Genomic DNA, 22,713 nt, shown 5'->3' on the forward strand with positions numbered 1-22,713 from the left:
AGGATGCTGCAAGGCTGAAGCTGGCAAAATGGTTTAACGAGGTAGAGAAGTTGGGGGTGGACAACTTCTATACGGTGATAGACACCTTTAAGAACCATTATGATACCATACTCAATTTCTTTGTCAACAGAGCCACAAATGCCAATGCTGAATCCTTCAACGCAAAAGTCAAAGCCTTCAGGGCACAGTTTAGGGGAGTAACGGACATTCCTTTCTTCCTTTACAGGCTTATGAAATTATGTGCCTGAGAGGAGAAGGCTTGCAACTGGGTTTTACGACTGACCCAAAGAAAGCCACATATAAAAGGGCTGAAACCTAAAGAAATGGTCTCAGCCCTTACCTTATTATGGTTAAAAGCTATAATCGTCTTAGCTGAGAGCTATATACCCTCACCATTAAAAGAGAACAGCCTTACTTTAGCAGCTCCACAGCCTTATCTACTGCGGCATCGATGTTAGAGGCATCTTTACCTCCTGCCTGAGCATAATGAGCCTGACCTCCGCCACCGCCCTTAATGAGCTGAGCTGCCTCACGTATAACCTTGCCAGCATTCTTTTTGCCCTCTTTCACCATGTCGTCGCTAAGCATAACGCTAATCTGGGGACGGTTACCACTAACCGAGCCTAACACGCAAATGAGCTTACTATCAAATGCCTCACGCACCTTAAACACTATGTCCTTAGCCGAAGAGCTATCTACCTCAAGCACTGCCTTTACTATATGAACGCCATCTACCTCTTTTGCCGATTCTATCAACGTCTTAGCATGGCGGGCAACACCCTGCTTGCGAAGGCTCTCCATGTCCTTCTTCATAGCTTCATGCTCTTCTATATATTTCTTTAAAGCTACCTTTAAGTCCTTAGGGTTATTAAGCATCTGCTTAAGATCGCGCAAAGTATCTTCCTGAGTGTATATAGCCTCCTCGCTATTAGCACCTGTAAGAGCCTCTATACGACGAACACCTGCAGCTACACTGCTCTCGCCTACTATCTTAAAAAAGCCTATACTACCTGTCGATTTGGCATGAATACCACCACAAAACTCACAGCTTGGACCAAAGCGCACCACTCTTACCTTGTCGCCATACTTCTCGCCAAACAAAGCCACAGCACCCATCTTCTTAGCTTCTTCTATAGGTGTATCACGATGCTCATCACAGCTATAATCTGCACGGATAAGCCCGTTTACTATCCTTTCCACCTTACGTAGCTCCTCTTCGGTAATCTTTTGGAAATGAGACACATCAAAGCGTAGCGTGGTCGGACTCACATACGAACCCTTCTGCTCTGCATGCTCGCCCAAAACCTCCTTTAACGCATAATCGAGCAAATGGGTTGCAGTATGGTTAGCAGCACTTGCCTCACGCTTGTCAGTATCTACACAAGCCATAAAACTTGCCTCTACGTTCTTAGGAAGCTCCTCTATGATATGTATGCTCTGATTGTTCTCGCGCTTGGTATCTAACACATTTACCGTTTCCTGCTCACTTACCAGCACACCCTGATCGCCTACCTGACCTCCCATCTCTCCATAGAAAGGAGTGTTGTCAAGCACCACCTCATAAAAGGAATGCTTCTTCTGGGTTACCTTACGATAACGTAGTATCCTACATTCATACTCTGTATAATCGTAGCCTACAAAGGTCTGCTCGCCTTGCCTAACTATCATCCAGTCGCCATTTTCAGTTACAGCCGCATTTCTGGCACGTGCCTTTTGCTGAGACATCTCCATGTCAAACTGCTTCTCATCTACAGTGTAACCATTCTCACGACAGATAAGCTCAGTTAAATCGAGTGGAAAACCATAGGTATCAAACAGGCGGAAAGCCTCTTTACCATCAAGACAGCTCTGCCCATGAGCCTTTAGCTCGTCCATAGCTCCGTTTAAAAGAGTAATACCCTTTTCCAATGTGCGTAAGAAAGAGTCTTCCTCCTCCTTTATAACACGCCCTATAAGCTCCTCTTGAGCCGATAGCTCGGGGTACGCAGCACCCATCTCGCTCACTAAGGTAGGTAAGAGCTTGTACATAAAAGCCTCGCGCTGATTAAGGAAAGTATAAGCGTAGCGCACACCACGACGCAGAATACGACGAATAACATAACCTGCCTTTGCATTGCTTGGCAGCTGACCATCGGCTATAGAAAAGGCTACTGCACGCAAATGATCGGCTATGACGCGCATAGCAACGTCTATCTTTTCCTGATCTGTTAAGCACTCGCCGTCCTTTCCCGTAGGCGATGTAAAACCATACTTATAATTGCTTAAAGCCTCTATCCTCTTTATGATGGGCTGGAAAATATCTGTATCATAGTTAGAATGCTTGCCTTGCAGCATGCGCACTAAACGCTCAAAACCCATTCCAGTATCTATAACATTCATGGCTAAAGGCTCTAAGCTGCCGTCCGACTTGCGGTTAAACTGCATAAAGACAATGTTCCATATCTCGATAACCTGTGGGTCGTCCTTGTTCACTAAGTCGCGACCTAACACCCCATTACGCTTATCCAAGGGGCGAGAGTCGATATGTATTTCCGTACATGGTCCACAGGGTCCAGTATCGCCCATTTCCCAAAAATTGTCGTGCTTGTTGCCGTCTATGATGTGATCCTTTGGCAAGTGTTTCGACCAATATTTCGCTGCCTCATCATCGCGAGGGATATTCTCGTCCTTGCTGCCTTCAAACACAGTAACATAAATATCCTTCTCTGAAAGGTGAAGAACATCTACCAAATACTCCCAGGCATAGTCTATAGCACCTTCCTTAAAATAATCGCCAAAACTCCAGTTGCCTAACATCTCAAACATGGTGTGGTGATAGGTATCATGGCCTACCTCCTCTAAATCGTTATGCTTACCACTTACACGAAGACACTTCTGCGAATCGGTACGACGGCGAGGCTCGGGCGATTTCGTACCTAAAATAATATCTTTCCACTGGTTCATACCCGCATTGGTAAACATCAGTGTAGGATCGTCCTTAATTACCATCGGTGCTGATGGTACGATAACATGTCCTTTCGACTCAAAAAACTTCTTATACGAGTCGCGGATTTCATTTGCTGTCATCATCTTTTTTATGTTTTAAATCTATATTTTCACTCAAAATAATTGCAAAGATACTGACTTTTGAGTATTTTTGCAAACAAAAAAGAAGCAGAACATATAAAAACATCTACCCTTTATCTATTTTACCTAATGGGTTATATTTATATATATGTTCCACACTTCTATTATAAAATATTCTTAATTAACACTGTCTCATCATGCAAGAAAGCCCTCAAAAGCTATACTATTCCATTAAGGAAGTGGCATCGGAGCTTAACGTTTCAGAAAGTATGCTACGCTATTGGGAGACCGAATTTCCACATCTACGCCCTAAAAAGAAAGGAAACGGAACACGCCAATATAGCTTAAAAGATATAGAACAGATAAAGATAATCTATAACCTTGTAAAGGTACGCGGATTTAAGATAGCTGCTGCACGTAAAATGATAAACGAAAACCGTAGCGGAGCAGAAAAAAGCCAGCAAGTATTAGGCACCCTTATCTCTGTACGCGACCAGCTTAAAGACCTTAAAAAAAGGTTAGACCTCCTTACATAGCCCACACCTCTTTTATCTATCTGAAAAGAGAAAAGTTTACACTGCCATAACTTCTATGCTCTATGAAGCGAGCATGCCCTGAGAAGTCATTACCCTTACCATGCTCAAAGACTAACAAGCCCCCACTTTTAAGCAGATTATTAGACAGGATAAGTTCAGGCACAGCCTCTATATCAGGTAAAGCATAAGGAGGGTCGGCAAAAATAAAGTCGAACTCCCGCTTACAGGTCTTTATAAAACGCAGAGCATCACCCTTTACCAATATGTCGTTATCTGCCTTTACCTTTTCTATACACTGCCCTATAAAGCGAGCATGATCCCTATCTTTCTCTACAGTAACTACCGCCTTACAGCCTCGTGAGAGCAGCTCTAAGGATATGCTACCCGTACCTGCAAAAAGGTCGAGAGCCTCCATATCCTCAAGGTCTATATACCCCCTTATAACGTTAAAGATGTTCTCTTTAGCAAAATCGGTAGTAGGACGTGCCTTAAAGCTATGAGGCACATCAAAGTGTCTTCCTTTATATAAGCCTGTTATTATTCGCATTCTTTCGCTCTTTTTATACGCTATCTCCGGTCTAAATATAACACCTTCTCGTCGTAATGCATAGCTTCCGGCATAGTGCCTCCACGCTTTTCTATCTCTTTTTCAAGCGTGTCTACATAAACACGAGAAAGAAACTTTTCCAGTTCCTCCACTATCCACTTCTCATAAGATACTTTCCCCATTATGTGAAGCTCGTCTTTTTCCACACTCATACCAAGCTCTCGCCACACAAAAAGCAAATAGTAAAGCGCATCATGACCATGACTGCCATCGAAGGTGTTATTATACCTGAAACGAGTCTGCTGAAAGCTCACCACCTCCATGGTATGATCATGAAAATAAGCAAAGAGCTTACGCCTTTTGTTCTGATATGACAGCTTTTGCAAATAAGCCCATACAGGCTGCATAAGAGGCTGTATGCTTACCATGGGGAAGTGGTCGTCTATAACCATCTTCAAGTCTTTATTAATAGCCATGACAGCTTTCACACTAAGGCTCGGTAGCTCTACCTGCACTATCTCCTCATTTCCCTTTAACGAAAATGCCGACTTATATAACACCTCACCATCGTTTTCCTCTGCCTCTTCCATAGGTATAAGCATGGCAGGAACGTCTAAAAGCACCAAAGCACACTTATAACCGCTCTGTAATAATTCCGATACTGAGAAAGCCTCACGCAGATTAGCTGCCACCGAAATGCCCTTATTAGTGTTATAAGGCTCATAAACAGCATACCCCTTCTCTATAGTTGTACACACCGAGAAGCTCAAATCGCTCCGCCCTATACGTATGGTAAGGCGAAGACGTATATCTTTTACATCTGTGTCTGCTGCCATTTTAAAGTTGTTACATTTAATAAGATGCAAACTTACAATATTTTTTCCAATTACCTTTTACCTACTTTGACAAATATCACAAAACTGCGTCTTACATGCAAAATCTTACGCAAAAGTGGCTTTTTATCGATTTTTAGCAGTACCTTTGCCACACAGGATATACAAAACAAACAAATGGCAAGAGCATTTTTTATTATCTTCGGGTGCTTAGGGCTCGGAGAGTTTATCGTATGGGCTACTGGCATAAAGTTGCCCTCAAGTATTATTGGCATGCTGATGCTTACCCTTTTTCTGAAAATAGGCTTGGTAAAGCTCGACTGGATAGAGCGCATGTCAAAGTTTTTAATAGCAAATCTTGGCTTCTTTTTCGTACCGCCCGGAGTAGCTATAATGCTTTATCTCGACATCATAAAAGCACAATGGCTACCCATAACAGTTGCTACCATAGTTAGCACCGTTTTAGTATTGATAGTAACAGGACACATGCACCAGTTTGTCATTAAGTGCGAACGCAAGATAGGGGGTATGGACTTGCTACATCGCCACATAGACGACGATGCCTTTTATGCCAACAGGCACCACCCTAACAAGCCGCAAGAGCTTCAGGAACAAGACTTAGATGAGGCTTCAGAAGAAGAAGACTTACCAAACATTGACGACAAATAAAAACATACAAAAACAATTATGATAGAGATTTTTTCTAATCAATATCTTATCTTAGCACTTACCTTTGGCATTTACTTCTTATGCAGATACATACAAGTGCGCATGGGGTGGCTACTGCTCAACCCTATCTTAATATCTATAGTAACACTTATAATATACCTAAAGTTTACAAATGTGCCTTTCGAGGTATATAAGCACAACTCCGAGCTGATAGACTTTTGGTTAAAACCTGCCGTTGTTGCCCTCGGCGTACCTCTATACCTACAGCTTGATGCTATAAAAAAACTATGGTTCCCCATTGTTATGTCGCAGCTCGTGGGCTGCCTTGTAGGTATAGTAAGCGCAGTGGTAGTAGCTAAAGTGTTAGGCGCACCAGACGCCATTATACTGTCGCTGGCAAGCAAGTCGGTAACAACACCTATAGCAATGGAGGTAACACAGAGCGTGGGAGGTATACCCTCTCTTACTGCTGCCGTAGTAGTAATAACAGGTATCATAGGAGCCTTAATAGGATTTAAAACCCTTACCGTGGGAAGGATAAACAGCCCAATAGCACAAGGCCTGTCTATGGGTACGGCATCACACGCCGTAGGAGCATCTACAGCTATGGGATATGGCACCAAATACGGAGCTTTCGCCTCACTGGGCATAACCCTTAACGGCATCTTTACTGCCTTGCTAACACCCACCATACTACACCTTATAGCTTCAATACTTTAAAAAAATATTTTAAAAAAGATGAAAACGAAAAAGCTGATTTACCTTATTGCACTTTGCATAGCCTTTATAACATGCAAGGCTATAAAAGACCCACAAAAAAGCACTGCTGCCACACCAATACAACAGTATGCTAACATAAAGGAAAAGCCCATATCCGGAAAAGCAAACACTGCCTCTTCTAACACATACGGCTCTTCTTTTAACACATCAGCAACATTCAATTTCTTACCTCGAAACCCTCGCAACCTACCCTCTAAAACATTAAACAGAATGGGGTACACCGTGTCTTATAACCCTGTTACTAAACAACCTAACTGGGTGGCATGGCACCTTACATCATGGCGCACATACGGCGAGGCTACACGCAAGGGTATAGAGTTTCAGGCGGACTATGATGTAGCCAACCCTGTAGACACATACGACTACGTAAGGTCTGGCTTCGACCGTGGGCACATGTGTCCTGCTGCAGATAACAAATGGAGCCAAAAGGCTATGATACAGAGCTTTCTCATGACTAACGTCTGCCCACAGACCCACGCCCTGAACGCTGGGCTATGGAACAGCCTTGAGACACAATGCCGCAACTGGGCACGCAAATACGGCTCGGTGTACGTCGTTTCAGGCCCCATCTTCACACGCGGCTCACACCAATACATAGGTAGCCACCATGTTATGGTGCCAGAGGCATTTTTTAAAGTGGTGCTATGCCTCGAAGGAAAGCCACGGGCTATAGGCTGGATAGTTAGAAACACTGACGAGAAAGGACGCAAAAAGACACACTTCATTAACACCATAGACCAAGTGGAACGCATCACTGGCTTCGACTTCTTCCCCGCCCTACCCGATAAGATAGAAAACAAAATAGAGGCAGAAGCTAACTTTACACAGTTCTGACAAAACACATATAATGCTAAAAGATCAGCTCCTTTATCTTCTTAAAAGCAACTTTCCACTACCGCCTACAAAAGACCAGGAACAGGCATTAGACACCTTTGCCGAGTTTGTCTTCTCACACAACGAGCTGTCTATAATGCTCCTTAGAGGAAGTGCCGGGACAGGAAAAACACTTACGGCATCTATCATTGTAAAAACAATGCTACAGATGCACTATAACATCACCCTGCTTGCACCCACAGGAAGGGCATCTAAAGTGCTTTCAACATACGCCAATTACCCCGCATCTACCATTCATCGCTTCATATACAGAGAACGTGCCTTCACAGGCACTGACGGCGAATTTAATCTTAACAACAATCTATACCACGACCGCTTCTTCCTTGTAGACGAAGCATCTATGATAAACTATACCTCATACAACAGCTCCTTCGGTAGTGGAAGCCTATTACAAGACCTTATACAGTATGTTTATAATGGCAACAACTGCAGGCTCATTCTCGTAGGAGACAATGCACAGCTACCACCAGTAGGAGAAGAAAGTAGTGCTGCTTTAAGAAGTGACGTCCTACAGAGCATGAACCTCCAAGTGTTCCATACCGATATAGAAGAAGTGCTAAGGCAAAGCCTCAACTCCGGAATACTATACAATGCCAACAGCATACGCTACATGATAGACAGTGGCACACAAGGCACACTACCACAAATAGCCACAAAAGGATTCCCTGACATCACCATAGTGCCACAAGACGAGATTATAGACACCATAGCCTCATCATACTCGCTCCAAGGCATAGACGAAACCATCATCATAACACGATCTAACAAAAGAGCTAACGTCTTTAACCAAGGCATTCGCAACATGATACTCGATAGAGAAGAAGAGCTATCTACAGGCGACATGCTCATGATAGTACGAAACAAATATCTATCACAAGAGAAAAAACAACAACAAAACAGCTCTGGACGAAAACTAAACTTCATTGCAAACGGCGACAGAGCCATAGTAAGACGTGTTAGAAACTATAGAGAGCTATACGGATTTAGATTTGCTGATGTTACACTACGCTTCCCAGACTTTGACGACACCGAACTTAACACCACCGTACTGCTCGATGTTCTAAACTCCGAAGCACCAAGCCTTACAAGCCAACAAAGCAAAGACCTCTTCAATAACATCATGGAAGATTATGCCGATATACCACAAAAAGCCGAACGCATGAAGCTGCTTAAGCAAGACACCTACCTTAACGCACTACAGGTAAAGTTTGGATATGCCATAACCTGCCACAAAGCACAGGGAGGACAATGGCAACACGTCTTCATAGACCAAGGCTACATCACTGAGCAAACACTATCTCCACAATACTACCACTGGCTATACACTGCCTTTACAAGAGCCACCAAACACCTGTATCTCATCAACTGGCCTAAGCAGCAAGTAAAGCAAACCTAACACCTCACACTGACTCCATAACCACCTTTTCCTATAAATAATCTTACACCAATCTGCCCTAAACACCACTTCTTAGAAAAGAAAACAACAACTGTTAGAAGAAAAAATAAATTATTTTTCCTACATTTTTAATTTATTTTTGTTATAAAAATAACCTAAAAATGCTTTCCGCCCTTATCTTCTTGCTCTTTCATCAGATGTTTTTTGCTTTAAGCAATCTAATGATTTTCCTTCTAAATTATAGTGTGTAGTATCATGTATGGAAAACTTATTCTGAAAGAATAATTTTGCGCTCTAAAGGGTTTTCATTATATTTGCATTACCAAAGTAAATATATATAAGTGAGGTTATTTTTTTTATATGATAGATAGGCAGACAGTAGACAAGATTACCGATGCTGTAAACATTGTCGATGTTGTAAGCGATTTTATTTCCTTACGTAAGGCAGGCACCAGCTATAAGGGCTTGTGTCCTTTCCACGACGATACTACCCCCTCCTTTTCGGTTAGTCCGGTAAAGGGGGTATATAAGTGTTTTGCCTGTGGTGCAGCAGGCAATGCTGTAAAATTTGTTATGCAATATGAGCAGATGACTTATTGGGAGGCTCTCAGATGGCTTGCCAAGAAGTATAACATCGAGGTAAAAGAGCGTCAGATGACAAGTCAGGAAAAGCAGCAAGCCAGCATGCGCGAATCGATGTTTATCATAAACGAATGGGCAAGCAGGTATTTTCAGGACGTCCTCCATTCTTCTACCGATGGTAAAGCCATAGGGTTACAGTATTTTCGCAGTCGTGGTTTTCGCGATGACATCATAAAAAAGTTTATGTTAGGCTATAGTCTTCCCCGCCGTGATAGCCTTGCTTTGTCAGCCTTAGAGGCAGGTTATAAAAAGGAGTTTTTGCTAAATACGGGTCTATGCTTTGAGCGTCAGACAGGCGAGCTTACAGACAGGTTTAGCGGCAGGGTGATATTTCCGTGGCTAAGCCTCAGCGGTAAGGTAACGGGCTTTGGTGGCAGGCTCTTAGACTCACGCACAAAGGGTGTGATGCAGAAGTACGTCAATTCTCCCGACAGCGAGATATTCCACAAAGAGCGTGAGCTATATGGTATCTTCTGGGCTAAGAAAGCCATAGCCAAACACGACCTTGTGTACATGGTAGAGGGCTATACCGATGTCCTTTCCCTGCACCAATGTGGCATAGAAAACGTTGTGGCTAACAGCGGCACTGCCCTTTCTATATTTCAGATAAGAATGCTCCACCGCTTCACCTCTAACATCGTCTTGCTGTACGATGGCGATGCTGCTGGGCAGCATGCTGCCCTTAGAGGTACTGATATGCTGCTCTCTGAGGGCATGAACGTAAAAGTTTTGCTCCTGCCCGATGGTAAAGACCCTGACGAGTTTGCAAAGATGTATAGCTCGGAAGAGCTTGTGAGGTATATAGAAGAGCACCAGACCGACTTTATAGTGTTTAAGATATCTCTACTCCTAAAGGGCGTTACTGACCCTATAAAGCGTTCGGAGGCTATCAACTCCATCGTAGAGAGCATATCCGTAATAAAAGATCCTGTCCTCCGCGATACCTACCTACACGAATGTATGGCACGCACAGGGGTGGCAGAGCAAACTCTCATCTCGCAGATGAACCGCTTTATATATAATAACAAGGAGCGCGAGCGCAAAGACTCCACACCAAGGGCTGAGATAAAAGCAGAGCCGGCTGCAACCTCAAAGAGCTTTCCCACAGCTATAACTGCCCAAGCCGAAGATGTAGAGACATGGCTCATACAGCAGGTGATAAGATACGGAGAGCAGATAATTATAAAAGACGTAAAAGACGAGTCGTCAGGCAACCTTATATCGCTCAACGTGGCGCAATATATATCTTACGACTTAGGATTAGACAGCCTCAGCTTTACCTTTCCTCTATACAACAAGATACTCCAAGAGGCTATAGAACACTCCTCAGACGAAGGCTTTGTGGCAGAAAACTATTTCATACAACACCCCGACATTAACATTTCTGAAATAGCCACAGAGCTTAGTGTAGAGAAATTTAAGCTATCTGAAAGCCTACAACCTAAACAAGACGAGGCTGCACTGCTTGAGAACGTAAAACATCTCATATTAGACTTTCGTCGCAACTATGTAGAACGCCGTTACAACGAGCTAAAAGAGCAGATAAAGCAAACCCACACCAACGAGGGTAAGATAAAGGCTTTGGCAGAGCTACAGAAGATGCAACAGTTAAGAAACATAATAGCCAAAAAGTTAGGCAACAACATTATAATATAAAAAAAGCTAAACTTATGCAATACGCCTACTGGATAATCCTCACCATTTACACCCTTATAACCCTTGCCACCATCGTTCGCATTCTCTTAGAACACAGGCAGCCGGCTATAACGATGGCATGGGTTATGGTGCTGGCGTTCCTGCCTGTAATGGGTATAATACTCTTTTTCTTCTTCGGACAGAAAACACGCAAAGAACGAAAGATATGGCAGCGCACACTTAACAAGCTCACCAAGCGGTCTATGTTAGAGTTTGTAGAGCAGAAAAATCTTTTCATAGAAGAGCGTTATCGCACTATAATAAACCTCTTCATGAATCAAAACCTTTCCCTACCCTTTAAAAACAACAACGTAGAAATATATACCCATGGCAGCAACTTCTTCCTTGCTCTGCTTAAAGAGATAGGTAAGGCTACTAAACACATACACATAGATGCCTTCATCTTCAGCGACGACGCCTTAGGTAGGCTCATTGCCGACGCCTTGATAGATAAGGCTAAGGAGGGTGTAGAGGTGCGCATAGTGTACGATGACGTAGGCTCGTGGCGAGCAAAGAACTCCTTTTTCCTCCGTATGAAGAAGGCTGGCATAGAGATATATCCCTTTATGCCCGTGCGTTATCCCTTCTTAACAAGTAAGGTAAACTATCGTAACCATCGCAAGATGTACATCTTCGACGGCAAGGTGGGCTTCATAGGCGGAATGAACATAGCTTTGCGTTACATCAAAGGCACACGCAAGCAAGCCTGGCGCGATACCCAAGTGCGCATAGAAGGTGCCTCAGTGTATGGGTTACAACGTGCTTTCTTTGTAGACTGGTTTTTTGTTTGCCACACCCTGATGACCAATCACAAATATTACCCCACTATATCTATACCCGAAAACGACACCTTAGTGCAGATAGTTACAAGCAATCCTACCAGTCAGTGGCCAGAGATAGAGCAGGGCTATGTGCGCATTCTTCTCGATGCAGAGCAATATGTTTACATGGAAACCCCCTACTTTCTTCCTACCGAGCCTATACTCTTTGCCATGCGCACAGCAGCCGTTTCAGGGGTGGACGTGCGGCTTATGATACCCTTCGACACTGAAACAAAGATAGTGGAATGGGCTTCACGGTCGTATGTAGTAGATACGATAAGGGCAGGGGTGAAGGTGTTTTTCTATAAAGCAGGCTTTAACCACTCCAAGCTGCTTGTTACCGACGACTGTCTTGCCACGATAGGTTCTACAAATATCGACTTTAGGAGTTTTGAAAACAATTTCGAATCGAATGCTTTCTTCTACAATAAAGCCATAGCACGACAAATAAAAGACATCTTTTTACAAGATCAGGCTCAAAGCTCAAGCATCGACGACCTTCGTAACCGCTTCCGTCTTCCCTTCGTACAACGGTTGTGGGAGTCGGTGGTAAGGCTACTTAGTCCGCTCATGTAACTAAAAAAAAAAGAATAAGCCCCATGCTTTTTACTTGCTTTTCTGAATTATATTCCCTACTTTTGCATAAAAATTAAGTCTATGACGAGCGATAGTATAGTAATCATTCCTACTTATAACGAAAAGGAAAACATTGAGAAAATCATAAGAGCAGTGTTTGCCCTTGAAAAGTCCTTTAACATTCTTATTATAGATGATGGTAGTCCTGACGGTACAGCACAGATCGTTCATGGCTTAATGGATAAAGAGTTTTCTTCTAAGCTCTTCATCATAGAACGCTCAGGGAAGTTAGGTTTAGGCACGGCTTATATCACAGGTTTTAAATGGGCCATAGAGAAAGGTTACGAATATATCTTCGAGATGGACGCCGACTTTAGCCACGACCCAAAGGATCTTCCCCGCCTTTATCACGCAACAAGCTCTCAGGGCTACGACATGGCTGTGGGTTCGCGTTATGTTAGTGGTGTGAATGTGGTAAACTGGCCTATAGGTAGGGTGCTGATGAGCTTCTTTGCCAGTAAGTATGTGCAAGCCGTTACAGGCGTTAAAATCCACGATTTTACTGCAGGCTTTGTATGCTATCGCCGTAAGACACTATCTACCATACCCTTAGAGAAGATACGTTTTAAGGGATATGCTTTCCAAATAGAGATGAAATATACTGCTCATCGCATAGGATTTAAGATTAAAGAAGTGCCAGTAGTGTTTGTTAATCGTCGTGAAGGGGTTAGCAAGATGAGCGGAGGTATCTTCTCGGAAGCATTCTTTGGTGTGATGCGCCTACGCTGGGACGGCTGGTTTAGAAAATATCCAAAGATAAAAGGCTAATGGTTTTAACAACTAAAACGCACTGACACTACCCTTGCTGCAAGACATATAATGACAATACAAGAAGCAACACATATATATTCCTCTCTGCCGCAGGTAAAGGCTTTAGAGCTCTTCATAAAGGAGGAAAGACACAAAAACATTCTTTTAAAAGGCTTAACAGCGTCGGCTCCTGCCATGCTCTTTGCCGCATTAGCCCATAAAGTGGCATCTACATTCCTTTTCGTAATGAACGATAACGACGAGGCAGGCTACTTTTATAACGACCTAAAGACCATGCTCTCCCATAGCAGCCAGTATGATTCTGCTTACGAAGTGCTATTCTTTCCCTCATCTTTTCGCCGTGCTATAAAGTTTGGACAGCGCGATGCAGCAAACCAGATACTACGCACAGAAGTGCTTACAAGGCTCTCGGCAGCTAAAAGCAGTAACGACACAAGCCACCCAAAACCACCACTTCTTATCGTTACAGAGCCTTCTGCCATTAGCGAGCTTGTCATTTCACAACAACAGTTAGACTCTAAACGCCTCACCCTAAGCGTAGGAAAGCATATAAACATTACTAAAGTGGGTAAGACCTTACGAGAGTTTGGCTTTAAAGAAGTACTCTATGTATACGAGCCGGGAGAGTTTGCCATACGAGGAAGCATAATAGATGTATATTCTTTCTCGGGAGAAACTCCTTACCGCATCGACTTTTTTGGCGACGACATAGATACCATTCGCACCTTTGAGATAGAGAGCCAACTCTCTATAGAGAAGAAAACGAGTATAGACATAGTACCAGAGCTTGCCAAAGTGGCTCACGAAAAGGTATCTTTTCTTAAGTTTTTACCACAAGAGACAACCATAGTATTTAAAAATTTCCTTTTTGTACGCGACTCTATCGACAAGATATATAAAGACGGATTTAGCCACCAAGCTCTTACAGAGCAGCTCGAAGGAAAGACCGAAATGGAGCAAGACGAGATAAAACAACGCTATATAAAAGAGACGCAGCTGCTTTCTCCAGCTGCTTTCACCACTGACGCCACAGCCTTTAAGCGTATAGAGATAATAAGCACAGACCACTCTCTATCGCCCCTAAGCTCCACATATAAACAGCAAGAAATCATATCCTTTAACACTACACCACAGCCCCTGTTCCATAAAAATTTCGATCTGCTCATCACCTCCCTAAGAGATTATATGCTCAAAGGCTACCATATATACATCTTTGCAGATAGCAAAAAGCAAACAGAACGCCTCAAAGACATCTTCGATAGCAAAGCAGAACAAGCCTTACAGGAGAAACCCTCTTACAGCGATAAGGCTCAAAGCAATGGCAGACACATAGCTTTCACACCTGTAGAAAACACCTTACATGAGGGCTTCGTGGACGATGACAAGAAGATATGCTTCTTTACCGATCATCAGATATTCGACCGTTTTCATAAATATAGCCTCTCTTCGGACAAAGCACGACGAGGAAAAGCGGCTCTTACCATGAAGGAACTACAGGAAATGGAGCCCGGCGATTACCTTGTACACATAGACCTCGGTATAGGAAAATTTGCCGGATTAGTGCGTGTACCTGTAAAAAACTCCTATCAAGAGATGATACGCCTTGTGTTCCAAAACAATGTTATAGTGGATATTTCCATACACTCGCTATATAAAATAAGCAAATATAAACGTGCCGATACTGACGAGCCTCCACGCCTTTCGGTATTAGGGTCAGGAGCATGGGAACGCTTAAAAGAAAAAGCTAAGAAGCGTATTAAGGACATTGCACGAGACCTCATAAAGCTATATGCCAAACGCCGGCACGAGAAAGGATTTGCCTTTTCTCCAGACTCCTTTATGCAGCACGAGCTCGAAGCATCGTTCCTATACGAAGACACACCCGATCAGCTTAAAGCTACACAAGACCTAAAGCAAGACATGGAAAGCTCTCAGCCTATGGACAGACTCATTTGCGGAGACGTAGGCTTTGGAAAAACTGAAGTAGCCATAAGGGCTGCATTTAAAGCAGCTGCAGATAACAAGCAGGTGGCAGTACTCGTACCTACTACGGTGCTGGCCCTTCAGCATTATAAATCGTTCCAAAACCGACTAAAAGATATGCCCGTAACAATAGACTACCTATCACGGGCACGCACAACAAAGCAAACAAAACAAATACTTTCTAACCTTGCTACAGGCAAAATAGACATTCTCATAGGTACACACAAGCTGCTTGGCAAGACCGTAAAATGGCACGATCTTGGACTGCTCATCATAGACGAAGAACAAAAATTTGGTGTATCTACCAAAGAAAAGCTAAGACAGATAAAAACAAATGTAGATACACTTACCATGACCGCTACACCTATACCACGCACACTACAGTTCTCCTTAATGGGAGCAAGAGACATGAGCATAATGAAAACACCACCTCCTAACCGCTATCCTATACAGACGGAGATAATAGAATTCGACCCTGAGACAATAGCAGAAGCAATAAACTTTGAGATGAGCCGCAACGGTCAGGTGTTTTTCGTAAACGATCGCATAGGAAAACTACAAGACCTCGCTGCCATAATACGCAAGAATGTGCCCGACTGCAGAATAGCTATAGGACACGGACAGATGAAGCCCGAAGAGCTGGAAGAGATTATTATCGGATTTATGAATTACGATTACGACCTTCTGCTATCCACTACCATAGTAGAAAACGGTATAGACATATCTAACGCCAATACCATTATAATAAATGATGCACACCACTTCGGACTGAGCGACCTACACCAAATGCGCGGAAGAGTGGGCAGATCGAACAAAAAAGCCTTCTGCTATCTCATAACACCGCCTATGGCTCTACTTAACACTGAAGCCCGACGACGCATAGAAGCCTTAGAAACCTTCTCCGACTTAGGGAGCGGATTTAACCTCGCCATGCAAGATCTCGACATAAGAGGAGCAGGAAACCTCTTAGGAGCTGAACAGAGCGGATTCATGGAAGACCTTGGATACGAAACCTATCAGAAGATTCTCTCACAAGCAGTAACAGAACTTAGAAACGATGAGTTTCATGATCTTTACACACAACAACAACAAAACGGCATACCTGTCGCTAACAGCGACTTTGTAGACGACTGCACCATAGAAAGCGACTTGGAGATGTATTTCCCTGACAACTACATACCGGGAGCCTCTGAACGCATGCTTCTATATCGCGAGCTCGACAACATTAATGAGGAAAAAAATCTCGATGAGTATCGTAAACGCCTCGAAGACAGATTCGGACCAGTACCACAACAGGGCGAAGAACTTATGCACGTGGTGGCTCTAAGACGCATAGGGAAACGCTTAGGGTGTGAAAAGATAATACTAAAACAGGGCAATATGCACCTGCAGTTTGTATCTAATCCTAAAAGCTACTTCTACCAAAGCGATGCCTTTAACAGCATACTCTCATACATAGCCACATACCCCAAACGGTGCAACCTTAAAGAGAAAAAAGGCAAAAGACTAATGGTTATAAGCAACGTAACATCGAGCAAAGACGCCATAGAGATATTACGAAAAATAGAAAGTAAGCATACCACTACGCTTAAAACCACTTAAAGACCTTTCCGTTATACACAAAAAACCTCCCCGTATAAATATATAACGAGGAGGAAAATATTACTTTTTGACTTATTCTATCTAATATCACTTAGCAAGCAATCGCGCTCCTAACTTCTCAAGCATATCTTTTGTCATACGCTCCAAGTCGTATTCAGGCTTCCAGCCCCACTCCTTACGAGCACAACTGTCATCGAGCGAGTCTGGCCAGCTGCTTGCTATGCTCTGCTTTAATGGGTCTACAGCATACACCATCTCAAAGCCTGGCTTATGTTTAAGGATAGCTTTATAAATAGCATCTGGGTCGAAACTCATCGAAGCTATATTAAAACCATTACGATGCACCAAGAGCGAAGGGTCTGCCTCCATAAGATTAATAGCACCATTAAGAGCATCTGGCATATACATCATGTCCATACGAGTGCCCTTAGCTATAGGACACACAAACTTTTCGCCACGCACAGCACTGTAATATATGTCTACAGCATAGTCCGTAGTGCCACCTCCGGGAGGAGTAACATACGATATCAAGCCCGGAAAACGTACCGAACGAGTATCTACACCATACTTATTAAAATAATAATCGCTCAAAAGCTCTGTAGTAACCTTAGAGATACCATAAATGGTCTTAGGCCGCTGAATAGTATCCTGTGGGGTATTCTCCTTAGGAGTGCCAGTACCGAAAGAGCCTATAGAGCTTGGTGTAAACACTGCACATTTGTTTTCACGTGCTACCTCTAAAATGTTCCACAAGCCCTCTATACCTATCTTCCATGCCAAACGTGGCTTACCCTCAGCTACTATAGAAAGAAGAGCTGCAAGGTTATAGATGGCATCGATACGATACTGCCTCACTACAGCAGCTATCTGCTCAGGATTAGTAACATCGGCAATGGCACATGGACCTCCCTGACGTAGCTCTTCCGTAGGCTCTGCCCCAACGATATAGCCTGCCACTACATTGCTACTTCCATAATGTGCCCTTAGTTTGCAAGTTAGCTCTGAACCTATTTGTCCAGTAGAACCAATAACTAATATTCGTTTCATTACTTATATTTAGATTTTATGCAACAAAGTAAATCTTTTTTTATGAGGTATCAAATAAAGAAATGCTAATTATTTTTAAAATACCAAATATAAAGAATACTACAACCACTCATACATGAAAAAACTAACCATAAAATATCCTTTAAAAGAAAATAGTAGTGGAAAAGGACTTAATTTATCAAAAAAACTTTGTATTTTTGCTATTATTATTGTCGTATATGCTATATTTCTTTATCAACGCTGAGATAAACGATTCTTTAAAAGAAGTTATATCCTTATTTAAGAAGAAGCTAAAACATAAAAACAAATAACAACATAATATGAAAACAGAAGACATCAAAATAGCCGTAATAGGTTTAGGCTATGTAGGACTTCCTTTAGCACGGCTCTTTTCTACAAAATACAAAACTATAGGCTTTGATATGAATCATAGTCGTGTGGAAGATTTGATGAAAGGACATGATAGTACCTTAGAAGTATCTGATGATTTGCTACAAGAGGCTATAAAGAAAAACGGCTTCGTCTGTACTACCGACCTTAATAAAATAAAAGACTGCACATTATATATTGTTGCTGTTCCTACACCTGTAGACTATAACAATCGCCCCGACTTAAAACCTTTAATAGGAGCAAGTACCACCGTGGGAAAGGTTATCTCTAAAGGTAACATCGTAGTATATGAATCTACCGTCTACCCCGGAGTAACAGAAGAAGAGTGTTTACCTATAGTGGAAAAAGTGTCTGGCTTAACATTTAATCGCGATTTTTATGCAGGATATTCACCAGAACGTATTAACCCCGGAGATAAAGAGCATACAGTAGAAAAAATTAAGAAGGTTACCTCTGGCTCTACACCTGAAGTAGCCGACATAGTAGACAGAGTTTACAACTCTGTCTTAGTGAATGGCACACACAAAGCACCATCTATAAAAGTGGCAGAGGCATCTAAAATAATAGAAAACTCTCAGCGAGATGTAAACATTGCTTTCATGAACGAACTGGCAAAAATCTTTAATGCCATGGGCATAGATACCCATGATGCCATAGAAGCAGCATCTTCTAAATGGAACTTTATCAAGCTTAATCCAGGTCTTGTTGGTGGACACTGCATAAGTGTAGACCCTTATTACCTAATACAAAAGGCACAGGTATATGGTGTTCTGCCACGTATCATGTCGGCAGCACGAAGGCTTAACGATGGCATGGGCGACTATGTGGCTAACCAAACCATAAAGCTGATGAACAAAAAGGGCGTTATCGTGAAAGATGCTGATATACTTATACTTGGCTTTACATTTAAGGAAAACTGTCCAGACATACGCAACACAAAGGTAATAGATATCTATTCTACTTTAAGAGAATATACCCCTAACATTACCGTCTTTGACCCTTGGGCCAACAAGGAGCATGTGAAAAGAGAATATAACGTAGACATTACCTCTACGCTCGATAAAGACAAACGCTATGAAGCTATAATACTCGCCGTAGCACATAAAGAGTTCTTAAAGATCAACTTGACGTCTTTACTAAAAACAAACGGAGTAATATACGACGTTAAAGGCTGTCTCGACAAGAATATAATTACAGGAAGGCTATAAAACATAGTACTAACAACAATACGTCTGACAAGTTTGCCTTTTACCAAGGTCATGATCTTTATTTTAATTGGTATCCCGGCAAGATATTAGATTATAAACACCTCTTAGGATTAAAACGCTTTTTAGACGACTTTAACTATATATCCTTTTTAAACACATAACATGGAAAGTAAGTGTAAAATAAGTATCATCATACCAATGTACAACGCCGAAAAGTATATTGATAATTGCTTAGGCTCTATCACCTCTTCAGACCTACAACAAGGCGAGTACGAAATAATAGTAGTCGATGACGGATCGATAGACAACGGTGCTAAGATAGTGGAAAAGTACGTCTGCAAACACCCTTTCATACACTATCTAAAACAAGAAAACCAAGGGCAGAGCACAGCACGAAACTATGGCATCAGGGTTGCAAATGGAGAATATATATGGTGTGTTGATGCCGATGACAGTATAGAAAAAGCTGCTAACAACATATTATTAACTCTAAAGAAACACCCTGAAATAGATATTTTAGCAATACAGCTCAAAAAGGTTTCAGAGCAAGGCGAAGACCTCGGAAAGGAGTGTGTGCAGCCTTTAGTAACTCATCAAAAGATAATATCAGGTAAAGAAGCTATGATAGAGGGATACCTACCCTCATCGGTATGTGCACTGATAATAAAGAAAACACTTTTCTTCGATAACAATATCTTCTTTACCCCTGGCATTACTCACCAAGATGTAGAGCTTACTTACCGCCTTATGCCCTTTGCTTCTAAAGTACTCTTTAGTGATGATACACCATATAGATATATTCATCATGACAACTCTACGAGCAAATCGTTAAAGCCAGAGAAGAAAATAAAGTATATGCTCGATGAGATTGTCATAGTAAAGTCGTTTATCGCATCGGCAAAAAAATACTCTTCTACAGACCCTCTACTATCTAAAACCATAAATAAAAGAGTATACGACGTACTCTTCGGGTTAGTTCTTTCGCTATTTAGGAACAGAAAACTATATAATAAGATAGGTGTAAACAAGATTGTTATAGATAAATTAACCCAAGAGGGGCTATATCCTTTAAAAGGAAGCAACTACTCTTTCAAGAAAAAAATACTGATACATGGTATATTAAACTTTAGATTTCTCTTAACAAGGAAATACTGAGAACAAAGAAAAAAAAGTGGAAGATAAGCATAAAAAGTTATACATATTATTGCCTTATTTCAAATTTATTGATTTCCTTTGTAATATAAAAACTTAAATAAAAGCCTTATGTACGGAAAAATGAAAGACTTTCTCAGCTCTACACTCGCTGAGATTCGTAATGCAGGCCTATACAAAGAGGAACGTCTCATTGAGAGTCCTCAGCAGGCTGTTATTAATGTGAAAGGGCAAGAAGTGATTAACTTCTGTGCTAACAACTATCTTGGCTTGTCCAATAACCCTCGCTTAATAGAGGCATCTAAGAAGATGATGGATAAGCGCGGTTATGGTATGTCGTCTGTGCGCTTTATATGTGGCACACAAGATATACACAAAGAACTGGAAGATGCCATAAGCGATTATTTCAAAACTGAGGATACTATCCTCTATGCTGCATGTTTCGATGCTAACGGGGGTGTCTTTGAGCCTCTCTTTACAGAAGAAGATGCCATCATTAGCGACTCGCTTAACCACGCGTCCATCATAGATGGTGTACGCCTTTGTAAAGCAAAGCGTTACCGTTATCAAAACGCTGACATGGCAGACCTTGAGCGTGCCTTAAAAGAAGCTCAGGCACAACGCTTCCGCATCATTGTTACCGATGGTGTGTTCTCTATGGACGGCAACGTGGCTCCTGTGGATAAGATATGCGATCTGGCAGAAAAGTACGATGCGTTGGTAATGGTAGACGAGTCGCACTCGGCAGGTGTAGTAGGCGCTACTGGTCATGGTGTAAGCGAGCTGTGCCATACCTATGGCAGGGTGGACATCTATACGGGTACGCTGGGTAAAGCCTTTGGCGGTGCTTTAGGTGGTTTCACTACCGGTAGAAAGGAGATTATAGACATGCTTCGTCAGCGTAGCCGCCCTTATCTGTTCTCTAACTCGTTAGCTCCTGCCATTATTGGGGCTTCTATAGAGGTGTTTAAAATGCTTAAAGAGAGCAATGCTTTACACGATAAGCTTATAGATAACGTGGCTTACTTCCGCGATAACATGCTTGCTGCTGGCTTCGACATTAAGCCTACACAAAGTGCTATATGTGCGGTAATGCTCTATGATGCTAAGCTATCACAAGTTTTTGCCAGCAAGATGCAGCAAGAAGGCATTTATGTTACTGGCTTCTATTATCCCGTAGTGCCTAAGGAGCAAGCTCGTATACGTGTGCAGCTCTCTGCAGGACATGAGCGCGAGCACCTCGACAGGTGTATTGCTGCCTTTATAAAAGTGGGCAAAGAGCTTGGTGTTTTGAAATAAACTATAACAAAACCATAAAAGGTGTACTTACGATATATGCGTATATGTAAGTACACCTTTTATTATGCTTATTACAATAGGAAAGATTTTACCACCTTACCCTTATATGTATTTACGGTGATATATAAAGAGTCGCCAGAGTGATAGTTATAAATAGGAATACTGACATACCCCTTTACGCTATAATATTCTGGCTGCCCTGCCTGATAATGTGTAAGGAGGAAGTGGTAGGCTTTACCCTTTTCATGCTTTGTAACAGCTTCCTTTACCACTCCTATCTTTTGTGCTGAATGTGAAAAGGTGTTGCTTCCCTTTTTAATTATTAAGGAAAGGTTTATATACCGCTTATTCTTGCTTATCCAGATGCTCTCCAATCCAAGCGGATCGGTGTGCCACTCTTTTTCCTCATCTTTAGTTTTAGGCTTTAGCAACAAGACGCTTTGTAGCGATATAGGTTTGGTAACCCCGTTTTCCACCTTATCATAATATAGCATAGCACGATAAACAGCCCTTGCTTTAGGCTTCCAGTCTACATTAAGAGCAGGCGACAATGTTAAAGAAACACCATCATCAGTTACAGCAGAGGTAAAAGCTCCTACCCCGTTGGTAGAGGCTTCTACAAAGTCGGCACGCAGATAAGATAGCTCCGAATCGCCCGTTTCATATAAGCCATACTTACATGATACCATAGCTACTAATAGGAATACTATTACAAAGAGCTTCTTCATCTACTATAATAGGCTAAC

General features: G+C 42.2%; 18 protein-coding genes. 13 read left to right on the top strand and 5 right to left on the bottom strand.

What is annotated here, in order from left to right; translation table 11 throughout:
* Positions 1 to 248: transposase (locus F596_RS10790; RefSeq protein WP_019035884.1), on the top strand; the 248-nt coding region annotated here is incomplete at its 5' end.
* Positions 249 to 411: 163 nt separating this feature from the next.
* Here F596_RS10790 and alaS read toward each other — a convergent pair.
* On the bottom strand, positions 412 to 3,069 hold the full coding sequence (gene alaS / locus F596_RS0103620) for an alanine--tRNA ligase (RefSeq protein WP_024992653.1): 2,658 nt from the start codon (positions 3,067 to 3,069) through the stop codon (positions 412 to 414).
* 194 nt (positions 3,070 to 3,263) lie between these two features.
* On the opposite strand from alaS, the gene F596_RS0103625 reads away from it, so the two are divergent.
* Positions 3,264 to 3,602, top strand: coding sequence for a MerR family transcriptional regulator (locus F596_RS0103625; RefSeq protein ID WP_019035886.1), 339 nt, complete (start codon positions 3,264 to 3,266; stop codon positions 3,600 to 3,602).
* Positions 3,603 to 3,618: 16 nt separating this feature from the next.
* Here the strand turns inward: F596_RS0103625 and rsmD are convergent, their stop codons facing one another.
* Entirely contained in the window at positions 3,619 to 4,173 is a 555-nt protein-coding gene (gene rsmD, locus F596_RS0103630; protein ID WP_262499133.1) for a 16S rRNA (guanine(966)-N(2))-methyltransferase RsmD, read from the bottom strand.
* Positions 4,170 to 4,985 (bottom strand): DUF3822 family protein, encoded by an 816-nt coding sequence (locus F596_RS0103635; RefSeq protein ID WP_019035888.1) that lies wholly within the window; start codon positions 4,983 to 4,985, stop codon positions 4,170 to 4,172. Before F596_RS0103635 ends, rsmD begins: the two co-directional genes overlap by 4 nt.
* A gap of 174 nt (positions 4,986 to 5,159) precedes the next feature.
* Between F596_RS0103635 and F596_RS0103640 the strand changes: the two genes are divergently transcribed.
* From F596_RS0103640 to mfd, 8 genes are all read left to right on the top strand, one after another.
* Entirely contained in the window at positions 5,160 to 5,651 is a 492-nt protein-coding gene (locus tag F596_RS0103640) for a CidA/LrgA family protein (RefSeq protein WP_008446705.1), read from the top strand.
* A gap of 18 nt (positions 5,652 to 5,669) precedes the next feature.
* A complete protein-coding gene (locus tag F596_RS0103645; protein WP_019035890.1) occupies positions 5,670 to 6,371 on the top strand; it encodes an LrgB family protein in 702 nt (233 codons plus the stop codon).
* Between the two features lie 18 nt (positions 6,372 to 6,389).
* A complete protein-coding gene (locus tag F596_RS0103650) occupies positions 6,390 to 7,265 on the top strand; it encodes a DNA/RNA non-specific endonuclease (protein ID WP_019035891.1) in 876 nt (291 codons plus the stop codon).
* A gap of 13 nt (positions 7,266 to 7,278) precedes the next feature.
* Positions 7,279 to 8,721, top strand: a complete 1,443-nt coding sequence (locus F596_RS0103655) for an ATP-dependent DNA helicase (protein ID WP_019035892.1) — start codon at positions 7,279 to 7,281, stop codon at positions 8,719 to 8,721.
* A gap of 360 nt (positions 8,722 to 9,081) precedes the next feature.
* Positions 9,082 to 11,019 carry a DNA primase gene (gene dnaG, locus F596_RS0103660; RefSeq protein WP_019035893.1) on the top strand — a complete coding sequence of 646 codons (1,938 nt, stop codon included), beginning with the start codon at positions 9,082 to 9,084 and terminating at the stop codon, positions 11,017 to 11,019.
* Between the two features lie 14 nt (positions 11,020 to 11,033).
* Complete coding sequence (cls, locus tag F596_RS0103665; RefSeq protein ID WP_026302360.1) at positions 11,034 to 12,455, top strand: cardiolipin synthase; 1,422 nt, start codon at positions 11,034 to 11,036, stop codon at positions 12,453 to 12,455.
* An 81-nt stretch (positions 12,456 to 12,536) separates the two neighbouring features.
* Positions 12,537 to 13,283 carry a polyprenol monophosphomannose synthase gene (locus F596_RS0103670; RefSeq protein WP_019035895.1) on the top strand — a complete coding sequence of 249 codons (747 nt, stop codon included), beginning with the start codon at positions 12,537 to 12,539 and terminating at the stop codon, positions 13,281 to 13,283.
* Positions 13,284 to 13,334: 51 nt separating this feature from the next.
* Entirely contained in the window at positions 13,335 to 16,871 is a 3,537-nt protein-coding gene (gene mfd, locus F596_RS0103675; protein WP_019035896.1) for a transcription-repair coupling factor, read from the top strand.
* Between the two features lie 87 nt (positions 16,872 to 16,958).
* Here mfd and F596_RS0103680 read toward each other — a convergent pair whose 3' ends face one another.
* Entirely contained in the window at positions 16,959 to 17,918 is a 960-nt protein-coding gene (locus tag F596_RS0103680; RefSeq protein ID WP_019035897.1) for an NAD-dependent epimerase/dehydratase family protein, read from the bottom strand.
* Positions 17,919 to 18,238: 320 nt separating this feature from the next.
* Between F596_RS0103680 and F596_RS0103690 the strand changes: the two genes are divergently transcribed.
* The 3 genes from F596_RS0103690 to kbl all read left to right on the top strand — a co-directional run bounded on the left by F596_RS0103690 (position 18,239) and on the right by kbl (position 21,967).
* Positions 18,239 to 19,516: a nucleotide sugar dehydrogenase gene (locus F596_RS0103690; RefSeq protein ID WP_019035898.1), complete on the top strand. Its 1,278-nt coding sequence runs from the start codon at positions 18,239 to 18,241 to the stop codon at positions 19,514 to 19,516.
* Between the two features lie 162 nt (positions 19,517 to 19,678).
* The gene (locus F596_RS0103695) at positions 19,679 to 20,671 is read left to right on the top strand and encodes a glycosyltransferase (RefSeq protein WP_019035899.1); all 993 of its coding nucleotides are present in this window, start codon (positions 19,679 to 19,681) and stop codon (positions 20,669 to 20,671) included.
* A gap of 108 nt (positions 20,672 to 20,779) precedes the next feature.
* Positions 20,780 to 21,967, top strand: a complete 1,188-nt coding sequence (kbl, locus tag F596_RS0103700) for a glycine C-acetyltransferase (protein ID WP_019035900.1) — start codon at positions 20,780 to 20,782, stop codon at positions 21,965 to 21,967.
* 71 nt (positions 21,968 to 22,038) lie between these two features.
* Here kbl and F596_RS0103705 read toward each other — a convergent pair whose 3' ends face one another.
* The gene (locus tag F596_RS0103705) at positions 22,039 to 22,695 is read right to left on the bottom strand and encodes a NigD1/NigD2 family lipoprotein (RefSeq protein WP_019035901.1); all 657 of its coding nucleotides are present in this window, start codon (positions 22,693 to 22,695) and stop codon (positions 22,039 to 22,041) included.
* Positions 22,696 to 22,713: the final 18 nt, after the last annotated feature.

Source organism: Prevotella amnii DSM 23384 = JCM 14753 (genome assembly GCF_000378745.1).
Classification (GTDB): domain Bacteria; phylum Bacteroidota; class Bacteroidia; order Bacteroidales; family Bacteroidaceae; genus Prevotella; species Prevotella amnii.

Bases quoted from the DNA above. Each gene is read 5' to 3' on its own strand.
- alaS (WP_024992653.1), bottom strand. From the start codon at position 3,069: ATGATGACAGCAAATGAAATCCGCGACTCGTATAAGAAGTTTTTTGAG.
- F596_RS0103625 (WP_019035886.1), top strand. From the start codon at position 3,264: ATGCAAGAAAGCCCTCAAAAGCTATACTATTCCATTAAGGAAGTGGCA.
- F596_RS0103635 (WP_019035888.1), bottom strand. From the start codon at position 4,985: ATGGCAGCAGACACAGATGTAAAAGATATACGTCTTCGCCTTACCATA.
- F596_RS0103640 (WP_008446705.1), top strand. From the start codon at position 5,160: ATGGCAAGAGCATTTTTTATTATCTTCGGGTGCTTAGGGCTCGGAGAG.
- F596_RS0103645 (WP_019035890.1), top strand. From the start codon at position 5,670: ATGATAGAGATTTTTTCTAATCAATATCTTATCTTAGCACTTACCTTT.
- F596_RS0103650 (WP_019035891.1), top strand. From the start codon at position 6,390: ATGAAAACGAAAAAGCTGATTTACCTTATTGCACTTTGCATAGCCTTT.
- F596_RS0103655 (WP_019035892.1), top strand. From the start codon at position 7,279: ATGCTAAAAGATCAGCTCCTTTATCTTCTTAAAAGCAACTTTCCACTA.
- dnaG (WP_019035893.1), top strand. From the start codon at position 9,082: ATGATAGATAGGCAGACAGTAGACAAGATTACCGATGCTGTAAACATT.
- cls (WP_026302360.1), top strand. From the start codon at position 11,034: ATGCAATACGCCTACTGGATAATCCTCACCATTTACACCCTTATAACC.
- F596_RS0103670 (WP_019035895.1), top strand. From the start codon at position 12,537: ATGACGAGCGATAGTATAGTAATCATTCCTACTTATAACGAAAAGGAA.
- mfd (WP_019035896.1), top strand. From the start codon at position 13,335: ATGACAATACAAGAAGCAACACATATATATTCCTCTCTGCCGCAGGTA.
- F596_RS0103680 (WP_019035897.1), bottom strand. From the start codon at position 17,918: ATGAAACGAATATTAGTTATTGGTTCTACTGGACAAATAGGTTCAGAG.
- F596_RS0103690 (WP_019035898.1), top strand. From the start codon at position 18,239: ATGAAAACAGAAGACATCAAAATAGCCGTAATAGGTTTAGGCTATGTA.
- F596_RS0103695 (WP_019035899.1), top strand. From the start codon at position 19,679: ATGGAAAGTAAGTGTAAAATAAGTATCATCATACCAATGTACAACGCC.
- kbl (WP_019035900.1), top strand. From the start codon at position 20,780: ATGTACGGAAAAATGAAAGACTTTCTCAGCTCTACACTCGCTGAGATT.
- F596_RS0103705 (WP_019035901.1), bottom strand. From the start codon at position 22,695: ATGAAGAAGCTCTTTGTAATAGTATTCCTATTAGTAGCTATGGTATCA.